Here is a 17588-nt window from a genome sequence, read left to right as displayed (position 1 = left end):
ATCCTTTTGACTATGATTTGATTAATTTAGAATTGGTTTTGGTTAAATTCCTTGAATCTTTTTTAGAACTAAAGACTATTTTTAACAAAATCGGTGTCACAATCGTTGTGATAACCACTACCACGACAATCGGTCCAAAATTCACGGCACTCATTAATCCAAGTGCTGCCCCCTTACTAGCCACAATTAAAGCAACCTCTCCACGGGAAACCATTCCAACGCCAACTTGAAGAGATTCTTTCGTTGAATAATGACACAGTTTAGCTCCAAGCCCACAGCCAATTATTTTTGAAATAATCGCAATCACCACCAAAACAACGGTAAATAAAAGCAAAGTCTGGTTCATCCCACTCAAATCTACTTGGATTCCGATACTTGCAAAGAAGATGGGTGAAAGCAACATATAAGAAATTGTTTCAAATCTTGACGTAATATAATGAACACATGACGTATTTGATAAAATTAAGCCTGCAATAAAGGCTCCCGTAATATCAGCGACCCCAAACCACTCTTCCGCTAAAAAGGCAAGAATTAAACAAAAAACAAATGAAATGACGACAAATCGTCTCATATCTCGGTTGTATCGTTGAACCCAATAAATGAAAAATTTATAGAAAAGCATTCCAGCTAAAATGGCAAATACAAAAAATAAGATGACTTTTCCAAGAACTAACACAATATTAACAGAAGAATCTGCGCAACTTGTAATAAGGGTTAGTGCTACAATTCCTAAAATATCATCGATGATTGCGGCTCCTAGTATCGCATTCCCAGCTCGTGTATTTAACTTTCCTAACTCCTTCAACGTTTCAACTGTAATACTCACGGATGTAGCCGTTAAAATAATACCGATAAAAATATTTTGTAAAGTATGACTAACACCCTCTGCTGTTGATGTCTGATTGAAAAATGAAGCGGTGATAAATCCAAATAACAATGGAACTAACACCCCAAAAACTGCAATCACAAATGAAGCTTTCCCTGTTTTTTTCAATTCTTGTAAATCAGTCTCAAGGCCTGCCGTAAACATTAAGACAATCACGCCAAGTTCAGCAATTTGTTTAATAAAGTCTGTCTCATGCAATACATTTAACATGGCTGGTCCAAGAACCAATCCCGCTAACAAGGCTCCTACAACCTGAGGCATGGAAAACTTCTTCGTCACTAATCCTAATCCTTTCGTACTTAATAGAATTAACGCAATATCAAACAAATAATTATAAGACAACATAACCTCATCTCCATTTTTAATATTCCCCTAATTTAGTGATTAACCAAGGTAATATAGCACGTTACCTTCGCACAGTCACACACCTTTTGTCGAAAAAAATACACTCATTAAAATGTTTACGTTTTATTTTTGAAGAATCAAAAAACACTCCGCTTTGGAGTGTTTTCTCATTATAACTTATGAATTTGTTTATAAGTCTCTAAAATATATGAATCCAATTCCTTTAAGACAGCTAAACTCTTAAAGGTCACACGGCTTGTATAAGACTCACTTTTTGATGGTGCTTCAAAATCAAGTCCGAGTCCTTCTACCTCTTCTTGTGATAAGTGAGTTAAAATATACTGCTTACGCCCCGTTAATTTGCATCGAAGCAACACCTTTTTATTCGTATAAATTGTAAAATAATTTCCCACCATTTTAACTGTTAACTCGTCCATTAAATCATACTCCGTTTTAATCATCTGAGTGACAGTCAATAAAATTTCATCTTCAATAGAAATCGGCTCTACAGAACCCGACACAACCTCATTTTCGTGTTCAAGCGGTGACCCTTCTTCGCTTACCTCAACTTCTGTTAAGTCAGTGATTTCTTCGCTTACCTCAACTTCTGTTAAGTCAGTGATTTCTTCTGTTACCTCAACTTCTGTTAAGTCAGTGATTTCCTCTGTTGCCTCAACTTCTGTTAAGTCAGTGATTTCCTCTGTTGCCTCAACTTCATCTTTTGCTAACTCTGAGAAATCTTCAGGAGCTATTGCTTCAATCGATTCTTCATCTGAAACGAAACTATCCATTACCTCTTCAACTGAAGAGACACTCTCTTGAATACTGTCATCTAGATCATGAAAACCTTTTTCTTCTGAGAAATCTCTTTCAGGATCTATCATGGGAACCGTATTAACATATAGAGATTTAAATTCATCCATTTTAGCTAGACACCAACGAATTCCAATCACAGCAATAAAACAGAAAACTAAACATGTGGTACTTATTTTAACCGATGGTAAATTAAAAAAGAAAATAACAACACTAAGAACTAATAAGCCAATAAATAATGCAGCTCCTTTTCGATATAGCATATATTTTTGACTCCATTTATCTACTTCGCTTAACAACTTTAACACCTCAAACTTTCGGGCCATTCCTTACAACTATACCTTATTTTATCAAATTTTCCTATATGATGTTATATAAAATTCGACATTTTTGCACATTTTTTTGCATCAAATCTCAAAAAATTTATGAGTTTAAAATGAATTATTAAATAAAAGAGCTAACTTTTAAATGTTAGCTCCTCTTGTTATAATCCAATTAAAATTCCGACTAAAGCTCCCGCTACAATAAAAATAATTGGATGTTTATTGATTTTATTCGTCACAACATATAAGACTATAAATAAAATAAGTGCCTTTAGATTAAACAAATTAAAAATAGATTTAGTCTGATTAAAGGTATCAAGTGATAAAACTGAAATTTTAAAAACAGCAAATCCAGCAACCGCAATTAAACCTGTAACAGCCGGTCTTAAGGCATAAAAGACAGCCTGAACAGCCTGACTCTCTTTAAATTTATTTAAAACATGTGCCACAATGATAATAATAATAACCGATGGTGTAACCAACCCTACTGTTGCAAGGATACCACCTAATATTCCAGCGGCATTAAACCCTGCATAAGTTGCCATATTAATTCCAATAGGTCCAGGTGTTGATTGAGAGACCGCAATCATATTTCCAAGCATTGCTTCATCAAACCATGTGTATTTTCCCGCTAATTCATATAAAAAGGGTAAAGTGGCTAACCCTCCACCAACAGCAAATAACCCAATCTTAAAAAATTCAAAAAATAAAATAACATATGTCATTATGCTTTTTCACCTCTTCCACCTTTAACAACTAATCCTACAATAGCAGCTAAAATCACAATAAATACCGGAGAAATGTTGATGATAAGACCTAAAGAACCTAAAACTCCGATTAAAATCGTGATTATCACAATACTTAAACAAACTTTATCAATCACAGAACCTTTCCATAACTTGATTACAGCATTTAATACCAGAACGCAAACCGTTACACGTATTCCATTAAATGCATGCTGTACGATTTCAAACTCAGCGAAAGACTGTAAAAACGCGGCCAAAATCATAATAATCACTAATGATGGAAAAACAACGCCTGCTGTCGCAACAATTGCACCTAAAACTCCATGATGTTTATAACCGATAAAAGTGGCTGTATTAACCGCAATAACGCCTGGAGTACATTGCCCTACTGCATAGTAATCCATGACTTCCTCTTCGGTTGCCCATTTTTTTGTTTCGACAACCTCTTTTTGTAACATGGGTAACATCGCGTACCCACCACCAAAGGTTAATCCTCCAATTCGACAAAAAGTCCAAAACAAATCTAAATAATCGTGCATGTCTTAACCTCCAAAATCTTGTCATTCTTAACTATTATATCTCAAAATTTCCATATTAAAAGAAAATACTGTTTTCAAATAAAAAAATCTCTATTCTTTGAATAGAGATTTTTTTATTTGAAAATTAAGCATTACGATCCATGAAAGGAACAATTTGTTTTTTACGTGAAACAACACCTGCTAATAAAGCTGTGTTATCGACTAATTCAACATTAAATGCTTTTTCAACGATATCTGTACGATCTCCTAATGTGATAACTTGTGAGTTACTATTTAAGATATCCGTGATAACTGCCACAAATAGATTTAATCCTTTTTGTGCAATAATTGCTTTCATTTGTTCTTCTAACTCTGCTTTACGAGTCATCATATCCTCGATACTAACTGTGTTAATTTGAGCAATCTCAACAGTAGATGTTCCCATTGGGAAGACTTTTGAGTCGATTCCTAATAATTGTTCAGCAGAGTAATCAGATAAATCTGTTCCAGCTTTTAACATTTCAAGTCCATAAACTTCAACATCAAGTCCTGCAATTTCTGCTAACTCACGGCATGCTTTTTCATCTTCTGGAGTACATGTTGGTGATTTGAATAATAATGAATCTGAGATAATCGCACTTGCCATTAATCCAGCCATTGTTGGTTCAATTTCAATTCCATTTTCTTTATACATTTTATAAAGAATTGTTCCCGTACATCCAACAGGTTCCGCACGATAGAATAAAGGTTCAGATGTTTGGAAGTTTGCTAAACGGTGATGATCCACTACCATTTTAATGCGAGCTTTTTCGATTCCATCTGCACTTTGATTAAATTCATTATGGTCCACTAAAATGACTTCGTCATTTTCAGTTACAGCATCAATTAATTTTGGTGCTTCAATTTGGAAGTGATTTAAAATATATTGAGTTTCCTTGTTCACGTCACCTAAACGACAAGCCATTACGTCATGTCCTAATTTTGTTTGTAAGTCTGTCATGACTAAAGTAGATGTAATTGAATCTGTATCTGGGTTTTTATGTCCGAATACTAATGTAGCCATTGATTCATTCCTCCTTCTGCATTTTCACTTCTCTTATTTTACACTAAAACCGTCAAAAACTCATCGCCTTTTACACTAAATTCGTAACTTTTCAATTATATTTTATCAAATTCAGACTAGACTAAAAGTATTGAGGATTCATCTTCATCAAAAAAGGAGGACTAGTTTTGAAAACAACATGGGATTTAACCGCACTATACGAGTCATTTGAAAGTGAGAATTTTTTAAATGACCTCAAAAAAGTTGATGAATTAACCCAATCCTATAATCATTTTGCCAATCAAATTTCAAATTCAACACAAGAGACTAAAACGTTACTACTTCAATATTTAAATTTTCAACAGGAGCTTAACGACTTATTTGGCCGTCTTTTTTCTTATTGCTCGCTCACTTTAAGTACTGATACAACGAATAAATCAGCTTTAAAATATTCTGATGTGCTCAATGAAAAATCAAGCTCCCTTGCGAAAAGTGATACGGTTCTTAATCATTGGATTGGCAATTTAAAAGATCTTGATACTTTACTTAAAACCGATGCTAATCTTGAAGCCCACACCTTTTTCTTTAAAGAATTACAACGCTTCAGTCACTATTTATTAAGTGATAACGAAGAATCTATTATTGCGAAAATGCAAAATACAGGATCAATTGCGTGGGCTAAGCTAAAAGATACCATTACCTCGCAGCTCATAGTTGAGGTTGAATTAAATGGCGAAGTCAAATCAATGCCATTAGCCATGGCAAGAAATCTGGCTCATGACCCTAGTGCCGAAGTCCGAAAAAGTGCTTATGAATGCGAGTTAAAAGCCTATGAAAAAGTAGAAGATTCATTAGCGGCTTGTCTGAGTAACATTAAAGGAGAAGTCATTACAACTGCTACCTTACGAGGATATGAATCCCCTCTTGATGAGACGTTAATAAAATCAAGAATGACTCGCCAAACACTAGATGCCATGCTTGAAGCCATCGAGGAAAGTTTACCTAAATTCCGAGAATTTCTTCGCCTCAAGGCCTCTTTACTTGGACATAAAGGTGGATTACCTTTTTACGATTTATTCGCTCCCGTTTGTGACCAACCTCAAACCTTTGACTACGAAAGAGGAACTGAATTTGTATTAAAACAATTTAGCACGTTCTCTGATACATTAGCCAATTATGCCAAAAAAGCGATTGATGAAGCCTGGATTGATGTTTATCCAAAACAAGGAAAAGTTGGCGGTGCTTTTTGTTCAAATCTTCATTGGATTAAGCAAAGTCGTTTCTTATTAAATTATGGAGATCAATTTAGTGACGTTGTGACGCTTGCTCACGAACTTGGACATGGATTTCACGGCGAATGCTTAACAAAAGAAAGTAGCTTAAATTCAAGTTACCCTATGCCTGTGGCTGAAACAGCTTCAACGTTCTGTGAAACCATTATCAAAAAAGCTGCGATTAAAAATGGAACAGATGATGAAATTTTTAGAATTTTAGAAACTGAATTAACGGACTCAACTCAAATTATTGTCGATATCTATAGTCGATATTTATTTGAAACTGAATTATTTAAAGAACGAGCACAAGGTTCTATTAGTTCAAAAGAATTACAAGACATGATGATTAAAGCACAAAAAGAAGCCTATGGAAATGGCCTCGATTTTGAATCTCTTCATCCTTATATGTGGGCATGCAAACCTCATTATTATGATGCTTCAGCGAATTTCTATAATTTCCCTTATGCGTTTGGTTTACTATTTGCTAAAGGTTTATACGCTAAATATCAAGAAGTTGGAAGTGAGTTTGTAAAATCTTATGAACAGCTTTTATCTATTACTGGTAAAAATTCAGCCGAAGAGATTGCCAGAACCGTAGACATCGATTTAACGAAAAAAGAATTTTGGCAAACCTCTTTAAAACTTATTACAGATGACATTCAAACATTTAAAGAGCTTGCCAAAAAGAAATATCCCACTCTATTATAATTAAGCCGAAGCCCTATTTTTTATAGGGCCTTTTAATTTGTTAATTTTTGGAATAGACTACTTGATTTTTAAACCTCAATGACTGATAATGAATGGGTTATTTGATTTAGTTTTAAAAGGAGAATTCTAATGAGAAGTTATGAGTTTTACAAGTGGAGAATTTGGATTATTTTAGCCTTTTCTTTTGTTCTATCTCTGTTTCATCGAGGTGCAATGGGGGTTATCTCACCTTATTTAAGCTATGATCTAAATGCAACCGCATCGGAAATTAGCCAAATCGCATCGGTTACGTTCTACACTTATGCCCTCATGCAAATTCCTGCTGGCCTGTTACTGGATTACTACGGTTATCGTAAAGTAAGCGGCATCGGAATCTTCATAACAGGAATAGGATCCATCTTATTAGGATTGACGCCTTATTTATCCTTAGCCTTTTTAGGTCGCCTACTAATCGGACTTGGAACCTCTGTTATTTTTATCTCTGTTTTAAAAGCACAATCCATTTGGTTTTCAAAAAACGACTTTGTCAAAGTATCAGGATTCCTTTCTTTCATTGGCAATGCTGGTGGATTATCCGCTACCTTTCCGCTTTCGATATTAATTGGTTTGATAGGATGGCGATTTTCTATGATTGGGACAGGAATTTTATGCCTCATGATTTCCATTCTAATCTACTTCTTTGTTTCTAATTCCCCAACCAATTACGGATATGCACCACTAGGTTCACAGCCAGGACAAACCAAACTGGAACTTAAGGAGGCGATTTTATCAACTTTTAAAAATAAAGCGATTTGGCGTAACTTTTTCTCATTATTTACACTGGTTGGATGTACCACTGCTTTAAGTGGTGTTTGGGGAATTAATTATTTAACAACCGTCTATCACATTAATTCAACTCACGCTTCCTTTTATATTTCCTTTATTTTACTAGGTCTGATCATAGGCTCTCTTTTTATTTCTAAATTGTTAATATTATTTAAAGGAAATATCCCAGTTTGTCAACGTTTCTGTTGTCTGGGAATCTCGCTCATTTGGTTTTATTTTTTATTTTGGGTAAATGGTAACCCGCCTCTTTGGATTCTTCCTTTTTTATTTTTTTCAATGGGATTTTTGGCGACCTCTCACATCTTATCCTTTACCGATATTACCTCTTATTGCGATTCAAAACATAGTGGTTTAGCCAGTAGCGTCATCAATGCTGGTGAATTTATTGCTAGTTCCCTTGTGACACAATTTATTGGGTTCACACTAGACTTTAACTTTAATGGAAGTATCGTTAATAATATTCGTCATTATAGCGCTGAACAATTTAAATTAAGTTTTAATATCTTTTTTATTATTTCCTTAATGGGGATCTTAACGAGTTTTATCGGTTATAAAAAAGGGGGAAAACTAAGTCTCTTCTTAAAATTCAAACATAAAAAAGTCGTCTAGAATTAGACGACTTTTTTTATATATTTGTTTCTAACCAGTTATAGATATCTTCATAAACTTCTAACTTATTTTTTTCATTTAAGATTTCATGAAGCATCTGTGGATATAATTTTATCTGAACATTGATTAGCTGTGCTTTTTGCATTGCATGAAATGCTTTTTTTACCATTTTACCTTCTTCACCTACAGGATCATCCTCACCCGAGATAAATAAAACAGGTAAATCATGTGGCATTTTTTCAATGTTTTTATCATCTGTTATATACAATAATCCCGTAAATAAATCATAAAATCCGGCATTGGTAAAAATAAATCCGCAACTCGAATCGGCGACGAATTCACGTACGACTTCTTCATCATAACAAATCCAGTCACTAGCCGTTTTAGCATTGGGAAGATTACGATTAAATGTTCCATAAGATAACTGATTAATTAATTTATTTCGATGTTTAGATCCTTGGTATCGTTTTGCTAGGCGTGATACAAATTGGCCTATCTTAAGCAAAAATTTCGGATTATGTGCCGTCCCAGATAAAATCAATCCATTAATCGTTTCACCATAATCAATCGCATAATGTCTTGCGAGAAAAGATCCCATACTATGTCCAAGCATGACAATTGGCAATTCTGGATTGTGAGCATGAATTAAATCGTTAATACTCTTTAAGTCATCCACCATCATCTGCCATCCATCTTCCTCTCCAAAGTAACCATAGTCCTCTGGTGATGAAACAGATTTACCATGACCTCGATGATCATTCGCATAAACGATGTATCCTTTATCTGTTAAATAATTAATAAATGCTTCATAACGACCGGCGTGTTCGCATGAGCCATGTACGAGTTGAATCACTCCACGTGTTCGAATATCTGCATGTGGTTCATAAATATAGAGTTCTATATCCTGACCATCTACCATTTGAACTTTCAAGAAATGTGGCCCCTTTCATCTTTCATATCTATACTGTACCATATTTCTTGACGTATTCCAACTACTTAAGACGTTCATAATAGATGAATCAATTGTTTTATACCCTTTTCATACACTTTATTTAAAAAATTGATGATCTCCCACCACAATTTCATATGGATTAAAACGTTGTCCTTTAAACGTTAAATAGGTTTCAATCACACCAAAATCATCAACTGTTGCAATTCCAATTATGCGTTGCGAAGCCACTAAATCGTAAGTTCCATTCCCTAGTGGAGTAATGATCGGTGCCAATCCCCCGAGCGGTAATACCTCGCCTTTAATCGTTCCCTTAACGCTTCCATCCGGATTGTAGTACTTAGATAATAATTGTAAATCTTTTTTAGATACATCCAATCTAAACGTTTGATTAAACCCATTGGTTAATTCGATTTTAAATCCGTCTTGGAACGTCACTTGCCATTGAGTTTCTTCATTAAATTTTTCATAATCAAACAATTGAATAGGCGTTTTTTCTCTAAAACTATATAAATAATAATAGTTAATATTGCCACTTCCACCAGAACTAACCGATACATAGACATCCTCAATAAAATCTTGATTAAAATCCCCGACAAAAAGCATTCCCCCATATCCTCCTTTTAATGGTAAAACTTGTGTGATTGTTTCATTCGTAATCCCATCTACAATAAAAAGTGTCAAATCCTCTTGATAAATCGCATCTGGACTTGATTTACTTCCTGCTAAATAAATAAAATCATCAACTTGATCACCTGTTACATCTCCAAGCTTCATATCGAAGATATAGGGGGTCTGTACTTCTATATACGCCTCAATAGCTGGAGGAGTCATCGTATCCATAAACATCCAAATCTTCTCCTTTCATCATTTATACGGTTAGTATGAGTTAGAATCGGGAATTTATGAGCAAGGATGAATATATTTACAATATATTTTTCTTTAAAAAAGAGACTAGATTTAATATCTAGTCTCTTTTGCATTTAAAATAAAGTTAATTGATTGCTTGGCGGTTGCGTTGCTGCTTTAGCTGGTTTATCATTTCCAAGCTCCATATCTCCAAAAACATTCATTAATTGTAATTTTTCAATTAAGGCTTTAGAAACTTTTCCACGTTGTTGGACTTCTTTTATGGTTACAAACGGCGCTTCTTCCCTTGCAGCCACAATTTGTCTTGCCACGTTTTCTCCTAAACCATCTAATGCCGTAAATGGCGGAATGAGTGATTTTCCATCCTCAGAAATTTTAAAATCTACGGCATTTGATTCTTCGATATTGAAGTTTTGGAAGTAGAAACCACGCTCTGTCATCTCCAATGCAATCTCTGAAATGGTCACTAAGTTTTTCTCTTTTGGTGTTGCGTCAAACCCTTTTTCTTCAATTTCATCTAAACGTTTACGAATGGCATCAGGTCCTTTAATCATGGTTTCCATTTCAAAAACATCTGCACGTTTTGAGAAATAAGCACAGTAATAATAAATAGGATGATGAACTTTAAACCACGCGATACGAATGGCCATTAAAACGTAAGCTGTCGCGTGGGCTTTTGGGAACATGTACTTAATTTGACCACATGACCAAATATACCATTCTGGAATCTTATGCTTACGCATCTCTTCTTCAAATTCTTTCCATCCATCTGGATTTTTACTCGCTAATCCTTTACGAACAAACTCCATGATTTTAAACGCTAAGGCAGGTTCAAGTCCACCATACATTAAGTAAACCATGATATCATCACGACATCCGATAACATTTTTGAATTCAACTTTTCCAAACTTATCATATTTTCCGGAAACTAAATCTGCCGCATTATTTAACCAAACGTCAGTTCCATGTGATAGCCCTGAAATTTTAACTAATTCGGCAAATGTCTTCGGTTTGGTATCTTCTAACATATTACGAACAAACGGTGTCCCAAATTCAGGAACCCCATAAGAACCCGTTGTCGAACGAATTTGTTCTGGCGTTACCCCTAATGATTCTGTTGAATAGAATAATTTATAAACTTCAGGATCATCCGTTGGAATATCTTTTGGATCAATACCTGAGATATCTTGTAAATAACGAATAACCGTCGGATCATCGTGCCCTAGAATATCGAGTTTTAATAAATTATCATGAATTGAGTGGAAGTCGAAATGTGTGGTTCTCCATTCTGCTGTTGGATCATCAGCTGGATATTGAATCGGTGTCACATCATAGATATCCATATAGTTAGGAACAACAATAATCCCACCCGGATGCTGTCCTGATGTACGACGAACCCCTTCACATCCTTTAGCCATTCGTTCAATTTCAGCCGTTCGCATTTCACGATTGGTATCTTCAAGGAACCCTTTAACATAACCAAAGGCTGTTTTTTCAGCAACGGTACCAATCGTTCCAGCACGGAACGCAAAGTCATCACCAAACACTTCACGACAATATAAATGGGCAACTGGCTGATATTCACCAGAGAAATTTAAATCGATATCAGGTACTTTATCTCCTTTAAATCCAAGGAAGGTTTCAAACGGGATATCATGTCCATCTTTTCGCATCTTAGTGCCACAATGTGGACAAGTTGCATCTGGTAAATCAAAACCAGATTCAGCATTTGCTAAAATGTCTTGGAATGCTTCTTCCTCTGGTCGGATTCCATAGCGTTGTTTCTCCTCTTCGTTCATTTTAAAAGCCGCAAATAAACAGTTTGGACAACGGTAATGCGGTGATAGCGGATTAACCTCTGTGATATCTGTCAAAGTTGCAACAAAAGACGATCCAACCGAACCACGTGATCCTACTAGATAACCATCATCCAATGATTTTTTTACAAGCATGTGCGAGATATAATAAATAACGGCAAATCCATTTCCGATAATACTATTTAACTCTTTAATTAAACGATCAAGCACATATTGAGGTAATTCTTCCCCATACCACTCATGTGCTCTTTCATAACACATTTCAGTTAAACGGTCCTTGATACTTGGAATCCCTTTATCTTTTAAGAAATCATCAGCAGGCGTGAACAATTCATCTTTAATCGCTTTTATCATTTCACAAGAATCAGCAATTGCATTTGGATTAGTGACAATGATTTCTTTTTGTTTCGCCTCATCTAAAAAACTAAAATCATGGTACATTTCATCTGTTGTTCTAAAATGCATACTTGGAATTTCTTTAATATCTGGATGATTTAGAGGATGGCGTCCTCCTCCAATCATTGGTGTGCGCGTATAAATTTGACGATAAAGTTTATCTTCACGATTTAAATGGTGAACATCTCCGGTTGCGCACACTGGAATATTTAACTCTTCACCCACTTTTATAATCGTTTTAATCGTCTCGATAATGGACTGAGCCATCTCTTTTGAGTTTTGATCAATGAGATGTGAATAAACTTCGGGTGGCTGTACTTCTAAATAATCATAAAATTTCGCCTTTTCTTGTAAGTCTTCATATGGCTTATTTAATGCACTTTCCCAGACCTCACCATTTACACAACTACTACCAATTAACAATCCTTCTCGATGAGCTTGTAAATAACTTCTTCGAATACGTGGCTGTCCATATAAATCGCACGTCATCGATTGCGACACAACTTTGAATAAATTTTTAAATCCAACTTGGTTTTGCGCCAAAATCGTCACATGTGTTGTTCGATCAAGTTTAAACGAGGTTTCTTTATCGACTAACTGATTGACTTCATCATGCGTTTTAATGTCTAATTTTAAAATATCACGAAGCATTAGAATAAATGCCTGACCCGTTGCACGCGCATCGTAAATGGCACGGTGATGTTGGGTTAAATCAACTTTAAAGAATTTTGATAAAGCTTTTAAGTTAAATCGCTTCATCTTACGTTTAAATTTTTCATCAATGGTCGCATCTGTTGCATAGTTCCAATACACTCCATATTGATGGTGATAAAGGACACGCGCTAAAGCTAAGGTATCCAGAACAGGATTGTCACAAACTCCTAAATTAAAACGTTTATATGTTTGCTCTAAATGTCCCATGTCGAATGCCGCATTATGAGCGACTAAAACACAATCTTCCGACCATTCTTTAAAGCGTTTCATGACATCCTCAAGCTCCGGAGCATTATCAACATCACTTTGTAATATATGCGTTAATTCGATCGTTTTTAAAGATAATTTTCGATGTGGATTAGCAAAGTCAGAAAACTCATCAATAATCGTTCCGTTTTTAATTTTGACAGCTGCAATTTCGATAATCACATCATAGTTCGTTGAGAACCCAGTCGTTTCGACATCATAAACAACATACGTGGCATCATTTAACGGAATCGATTTCTCATTCCAAGCTAATAAGGGTTCATCTTCAACTAAATATCCTTCCACTCCATAGATAATTTTAATATCATTTTTTTTCGCGGCATGATAGGCATCTGGAATGGCTTGAACGACTCCATGATCCGTTAAGGCAATCGCTTTATGACCCCATTTCGCAGCTTGTTTAATATAATCACCAATATCTGTTACGCCGTCCATGGCACTCATCTTAGAGTGAACGTGTAATTCAACACGCTTTTCACCCTCCGGCGCCAAATCTTTTCTCGGCTCTGTTTTGGCATCAATGACATTCACCGCATTTACCATCATTGATAACTCTTTTGAGAACGTATCAAATTGAATTTTCCCACTGACACGAACCCAGTTACCTTTTGCTAAAAGTTTAGGTACCATTTTCTTTGTTTCAGCTGACTTGGCAAACATTTTAATATAAATGGAATCGGTATAATCCGTAAACTTCGCCGTCACGAGTAACATTTCACCATTTCGAATGTCGCGTGATTCTGCATCAAAAATATAACCTTCTAAAATACAGCGACTCATTTCATCGTCAATTTCTTTACAACTCATCGGATTTCCATTAATTGGACCACCGATTGAAGTATCTGTCACTTCAGGTTCCTTACGACTATAACCTCCACGGCTTCCACTATAGCTTTCACTTCGATAGCTTGGTTTAGGCTGTTCCACTGGTGGGGCTTCCACTGGTTTAGGTACTTCAACAATTTGTGGCATCGTCGTTTCTCGTTCTGCTAATATATCAGCGTCTGACTTGGCATTAGCAGAGTAAACAGGTTTTACTGTCTGTAATCCAAATCCAAAACGCTCATACGCCTTTAAAATGTTATTGGCATACTTTTGTTCAATTTCGTTATAATAATGCTCATCTTTCACTTCAATGTGTAACTCATTTGTCTGAACCTTAACTGAAAAGCTTTCTAAACAACGAATTAATAAATCTTGACGACTTAAATATTCAATCATAAGTGGCCAATATTCTAATATTTGTTCTTCAGTCGGCTGACTTAAATATCTAATTAAAAAAGAAGCTTGATTTATCGTTTGAATTTTACTAAACGTTTGATCAAAACGGGAATAAAATTCATAAAAAGCTGCTGGAACTAAGGGTGTATCAAATACTAAGTGAAAAATCAGTTCTTGGTTTTTTCGTAGGGCATCCACCTTTTCAATCATCTTTTGCTCAAATAAAAAAAGCTGATGATCAGGATATTGAATTTGTTCTAGCAAAATTTCCATTTGTTTTTGCATGGGTTTCCCCCCTTTTAAATCATTACTTTCAATTTATCTTATAAATTGCAACTTATTCATTTTATCATTTTTTCTAACTATTTTCACTAAAAAAATCGTTATGTCGAATGGCCTTAACCGCTTACTAACTCCTATAATTTCTGCCATTACTTCATTATTATACCTAAGAATATAAAAAGCCCTCTCAAATTCTTTTGAGAGGGTTTCTAACTAAGCTAATGTTTCATATTTTTCTTTAACGAATGTCATTAAGTCAGCCACTGCTACTTCAGCAACTTCACCTGTTTGACGGACTTTAACTTCAACAATTCCATCAGCGATTCCACGGCCAACCGTAATACGAATTGGTAACCCAATTAAATCAGCATCGGAGAATTTAACCCCTGCACGCTCTTTACGATCGTCTAATAAAACCTCAAATCCAGCTGCTTTTAATTCAGCATAGATATTTTCTGCTGCTTCTAATTGATCCGCTTTTTTCACATCAACTGGAACAACATGAATATCAAATGGAGCAATTCCTTTTGGCCAGATCATTCCATTTTCATCATTGTTTTGTTCAATAACCGCCATCATCACACGGCTAACTCCAATTCCATAGCATCCCATGATAATTGGTTGTTTCTTTTGATTTTCATCTAAGAATACCGCATTCATTGGTTCTGAGTATTTTGTTCCTAATTTGAACACATGTCCAACTTCAATTCCTTTAGCATGTGCCACAACGCCTACACCATCAGGAGATGGAGCTCCCACCTCTAAATCAGCAACTTCAATATTAGCTGCAAACGAACCTGTTGTTGAATAAACAATAGTATCTTCACCAACTTCAGCTAATGCCATGAACTCAGCAGATTGAGATCCGCCAATTTGTCCACTATCAGCTTCTACCATACGGAAGTTTAATCCACAACGAGTAAAAATATTTGTATAAGCTTTAACAAAGTTGTTATAAGCTTCATCTAGAGATTCTTGTGTGGCATGGAAAGAGTAGGCATCCTTCATAATAAACTCGCGACCACGCATTAATCCAAAACGAGGACGACGTTCATCACGAAACTTCGTTTGAATTTGATAAACTGTTAATGGTAATTTTTTATATGAATTTAAGAAATCTCGAACTACATGAGTAATAACTTCTTCATGTGTTGGACCTAATGCAAATTCACGATTATTACGATCTGTTAATCGCATTAACTCTGAACCATAGACATCCCAGCGTCCTGATTCATCCCATAATTCTTTTGGTTGTAACGCTGGCATTAATAATTCATTTCCGCCAATGGCATCTAATTCGTCACGAACGATTCCTTCAACATTATTTAAAACACGCTTTGCAAGTGGTAAATAAGTATATACTCCCGCTGCTACTTGTTTAATAAATCCAGCGCGAAGTAAAAATTGATGAGAACGAATTTCTGCATCACTAGGAACTTCACGTAATGTTGGAATAAACATCATCGATTGTTTCATTGTTTGTCCTCCTAAAGAATGCGACATTTACCATAATTAATAGTAAAATTCGACATACATATACTTTCAATGTTTCATTATCGCATCTTTTACCCTTCATTTCAAGTTAGTTTTTCGAGTTCTTACTTAAATAAACGAAGAACATCATTAAAACTAACAAAAACAAATAATCCTAAGAATAAAATTAATCCAGCTGCATGAATATATCCTTCTACCTTACGATCAACCGGACGTCCAATAACGGCTTCGATTAAAACAAATAAAATACGTCCACCATCAAGCGCAGGTAATGGCAGTAAATTCATAATCCCAATGTTAACACTTAGGAAACTAATCCAAATAACAAATGAGGTTAATCCATATGTGACCACTTGAGACGTCATCGTATAAATTCCAATGGGCCCTGCTAAATCACTAACCCCTGCTTCTTTTGTCACGAATAACATTTTAAACGTTTCAAAGATTTGCATAAAAGCATTTTTCGTTTGTAGCGCAGAATATTTAATTGCATAACCAAGTGAATGTTCACTGCGAAGTGGATGTTCATAATCAACCCCAATTCCAATTTTTGGTGTTCCATCTACAAGATTAGGAGTAATCACTAATTGTTTTGTTTGATTATTTCGTTCAATCACAACGGTTGTTTCCTCTGTTGTCGAATCAATGGCATTAATTAAGTCGTCCCATGACTCAACTTTTTGTCCATTATACTCAATAATTTGATCGCCTACTTGTAATCCTGCCACTTGTGCCGGGGAGTCATCTACTATCGTTCCTAACCTATTAGAATAAATCGTTTCTCCATTGACGAGTCCTACCATAAATAATAAAACAATCGCTAAAATAAAGTTCATTGTTGCTCCCGCTGCCATTGTCGCAAAACGAGCCCATTTAGATTTTGACTCTAAACAACGATCGTATGGAGCAATTTGCTGGGATCCCTTATCAAATACGTAAAAAGCATCATGATCAACTTGATAATGATAAACGTGTTGTTGTTCTGTTTCAATGCTAATCGTTAAGGCTTTATACAAATCAATCTCTGTAATCGTTCCAACTACTAAATCGGTTCTTAATTCCGGATTTAGATAAATTTTTTCAACACAAGCATTTTTTCCAAGTAATAATCCAACTTTTTGTCCCACTTTGACCATTTCTTTTTCGGCTTCTTCCCCAGCCATAGCCACATAACCACCGAGTGGAATAGCACGAATTGAATAAGTCGTTTCTCCCTTTTTCTTGCTCCATACGGCTGGTCCCATACCAATTGAAAACTCATGACATAAAATTCCGACCTTCTTAGCTACAATAAAATGCCCAAGTTCATGAACTAAAATAATAACACCTAGTGCGATAATAAAACTTAAAATTCCTAACATTTATTCACCCTCTATTATTCATATTTTGCTAGAATATCTCGTCTAACCTCTTGATCTAATTGTAAGATTTGTTCAAGTGATGGGTGGTCAATCTTTTGATGTTTGTTTAAGGCCTCCGCAACCACTGT

Annotated in this window: 12 protein-coding genes; 2 read left to right on the top strand and 10 right to left on the bottom strand. The window is 35.3% G+C overall.

All coding sequences use genetic code 11. The features are described 5' to 3' along the window. Nucleotides 1–10: 10 nt before the first annotated feature. The 5 genes from QWC74_RS09035 to QWC74_RS09015 all read right to left on the bottom strand — a co-directional run bounded on the left by QWC74_RS09035 (nucleotide 11) and on the right by QWC74_RS09015 (nucleotide 4694). Entirely contained in the window at nucleotides 11–1231 is a 1221-nt protein-coding gene (locus tag QWC74_RS09035; protein WP_039930851.1) for a cation:proton antiporter, read from the bottom strand. Nucleotides 1232–1401: 170 nt separating this feature from the next. Beyond that, a complete protein-coding gene (locus QWC74_RS09030) occupies nucleotides 1402–2370 on the bottom strand; it encodes a hypothetical protein (RefSeq protein ID WP_272131510.1) in 969 nt (322 codons plus the stop codon). A gap of 158 nt (nucleotides 2371–2528) precedes the next feature. Continuing rightward, a complete protein-coding gene (locus QWC74_RS09025) occupies nucleotides 2529–3092 on the bottom strand; it encodes a chromate transporter (RefSeq protein ID WP_006784918.1) in 564 nt (187 codons plus the stop codon). Further along, nucleotides 3092–3652: a chromate transporter gene (locus tag QWC74_RS09020; RefSeq protein WP_006784917.1), complete on the bottom strand. Its 561-nt coding sequence runs from the start codon at nucleotides 3650–3652 to the stop codon at nucleotides 3092–3094. Before QWC74_RS09020 ends, QWC74_RS09025 begins: the two co-directional genes overlap by 1 nt. Nucleotides 3653–3776: 124 nt before the next feature. After that, the gene (locus tag QWC74_RS09015; protein ID WP_006783757.1) at nucleotides 3777–4694 is read right to left on the bottom strand and encodes a manganese-dependent inorganic pyrophosphatase; all 918 of its coding nucleotides are present in this window, start codon (nucleotides 4692–4694) and stop codon (nucleotides 3777–3779) included. A 167-nt stretch (nucleotides 4695–4861) separates the two neighbouring features. Here QWC74_RS09015 and QWC74_RS09010 point away from each other — a divergent pair, with 167 nt between their 5' ends. Together QWC74_RS09010 and QWC74_RS09005 are read left to right on the top strand one after the other, a co-directional pair. Further along, nucleotides 4862–6655, top strand: a complete 1794-nt coding sequence (locus QWC74_RS09010) for a M3 family oligoendopeptidase (RefSeq protein WP_006783758.1) — start codon at nucleotides 4862–4864, stop codon at nucleotides 6653–6655. A 129-nt stretch (nucleotides 6656–6784) separates the two neighbouring features. Beyond that, nucleotides 6785–8089 (top strand): MFS transporter, encoded by a 1305-nt coding sequence (locus QWC74_RS09005; RefSeq protein WP_147633521.1) that lies wholly within the window; start codon nucleotides 6785–6787, stop codon nucleotides 8087–8089. Nucleotides 8090–8105: 16 nt separating this feature from the next. On the opposite strand, the gene QWC74_RS09000 is transcribed toward QWC74_RS09005, so the two are convergent. The 5 genes from QWC74_RS09000 to rseP form a co-directional block, all read right to left on the bottom strand. Next, nucleotides 8106–9020, bottom strand: coding sequence for an alpha/beta hydrolase (locus tag QWC74_RS09000; RefSeq protein WP_055163665.1), 915 nt, complete (start codon nucleotides 9018–9020; stop codon nucleotides 8106–8108). A gap of 117 nt (nucleotides 9021–9137) precedes the next feature. Then, nucleotides 9138–9887 (bottom strand): hypothetical protein, encoded by a 750-nt coding sequence (locus QWC74_RS08995; RefSeq protein WP_006783761.1) that lies wholly within the window; start codon nucleotides 9885–9887, stop codon nucleotides 9138–9140. 134 nt (nucleotides 9888–10021) lie between these two features. Continuing rightward, a complete protein-coding gene (locus QWC74_RS08990; protein ID WP_288993985.1) occupies nucleotides 10022–14608 on the bottom strand; it encodes a PolC-type DNA polymerase III in 4587 nt (1528 codons plus the stop codon). A 210-nt stretch (nucleotides 14609–14818) separates the two neighbouring features. Beyond that, complete coding sequence (gene proS / locus QWC74_RS08985) at nucleotides 14819–16081, bottom strand: proline--tRNA ligase (protein ID WP_288993984.1); 1263 nt, start codon at nucleotides 16079–16081, stop codon at nucleotides 14819–14821. Between the two features lie 122 nt (nucleotides 16082–16203). Next, complete coding sequence (gene rseP, locus QWC74_RS08980; RefSeq protein WP_006783764.1) at nucleotides 16204–17460, bottom strand: RIP metalloprotease RseP; 1257 nt, start codon at nucleotides 17458–17460, stop codon at nucleotides 16204–16206. Nucleotides 17461–17588: the final 128 nt, after the last annotated feature.

This window comes from uncultured Turicibacter sp., assembly GCF_938044715.1.
Taxonomy (GTDB): Bacteria; Bacillota_I; Bacilli_A; order MOL361; family Turicibacteraceae; genus Turicibacter; species Turicibacter sanguinis.
Note: the sequence above shows the minus strand (reverse complement) of the source record. Positions and strands in the feature narration are given on the sequence as shown.

Excerpts from the sequence above, each read along its gene's own strand:
- QWC74_RS09035 (WP_039930851.1), bottom strand. The coding sequence starts at position 1,231 with ATGTTGTCTTATAATTATTTGTTTGATATTGCGTTAATTCTATTAAGT.
- QWC74_RS09030 (WP_272131510.1), bottom strand. The coding sequence starts at position 2,370 with ATGGCCCGAAAGTTTGAGGTGTTAAAGTTGTTAAGCGAAGTAGATAAA.
- QWC74_RS09025 (WP_006784918.1), bottom strand. The coding sequence starts at position 3,092 with ATGACATATGTTATTTTATTTTTTGAATTTTTTAAGATTGGGTTATTT.
- QWC74_RS09020 (WP_006784917.1), bottom strand. The coding sequence starts at position 3,652 with ATGCACGATTATTTAGATTTGTTTTGGACTTTTTGTCGAATTGGAGGA.
- QWC74_RS09015 (WP_006783757.1), bottom strand. The coding sequence starts at position 4,694 with ATGGCTACATTAGTATTCGGACATAAAAACCCAGATACAGATTCAATT.
- QWC74_RS09005 (WP_147633521.1), top strand. The coding sequence starts at position 6,785 with ATGAGAAGTTATGAGTTTTACAAGTGGAGAATTTGGATTATTTTAGCC.
- QWC74_RS08995 (WP_006783761.1), bottom strand. The coding sequence starts at position 9,887 with ATGTTTATGGATACGATGACTCCTCCAGCTATTGAGGCGTATATAGAA.
- QWC74_RS08990 (WP_288993985.1), bottom strand. The coding sequence starts at position 14,608 with ATGCAAAAACAAATGGAAATTTTGCTAGAACAAATTCAATATCCTGAT.
- proS (WP_288993984.1), bottom strand. The coding sequence starts at position 16,081 with ATGAAACAATCGATGATGTTTATTCCAACATTACGTGAAGTTCCTAGT.
- rseP (WP_006783764.1), bottom strand. The coding sequence starts at position 17,460 with ATGTTAGGAATTTTAAGTTTTATTATCGCACTAGGTGTTATTATTTTA.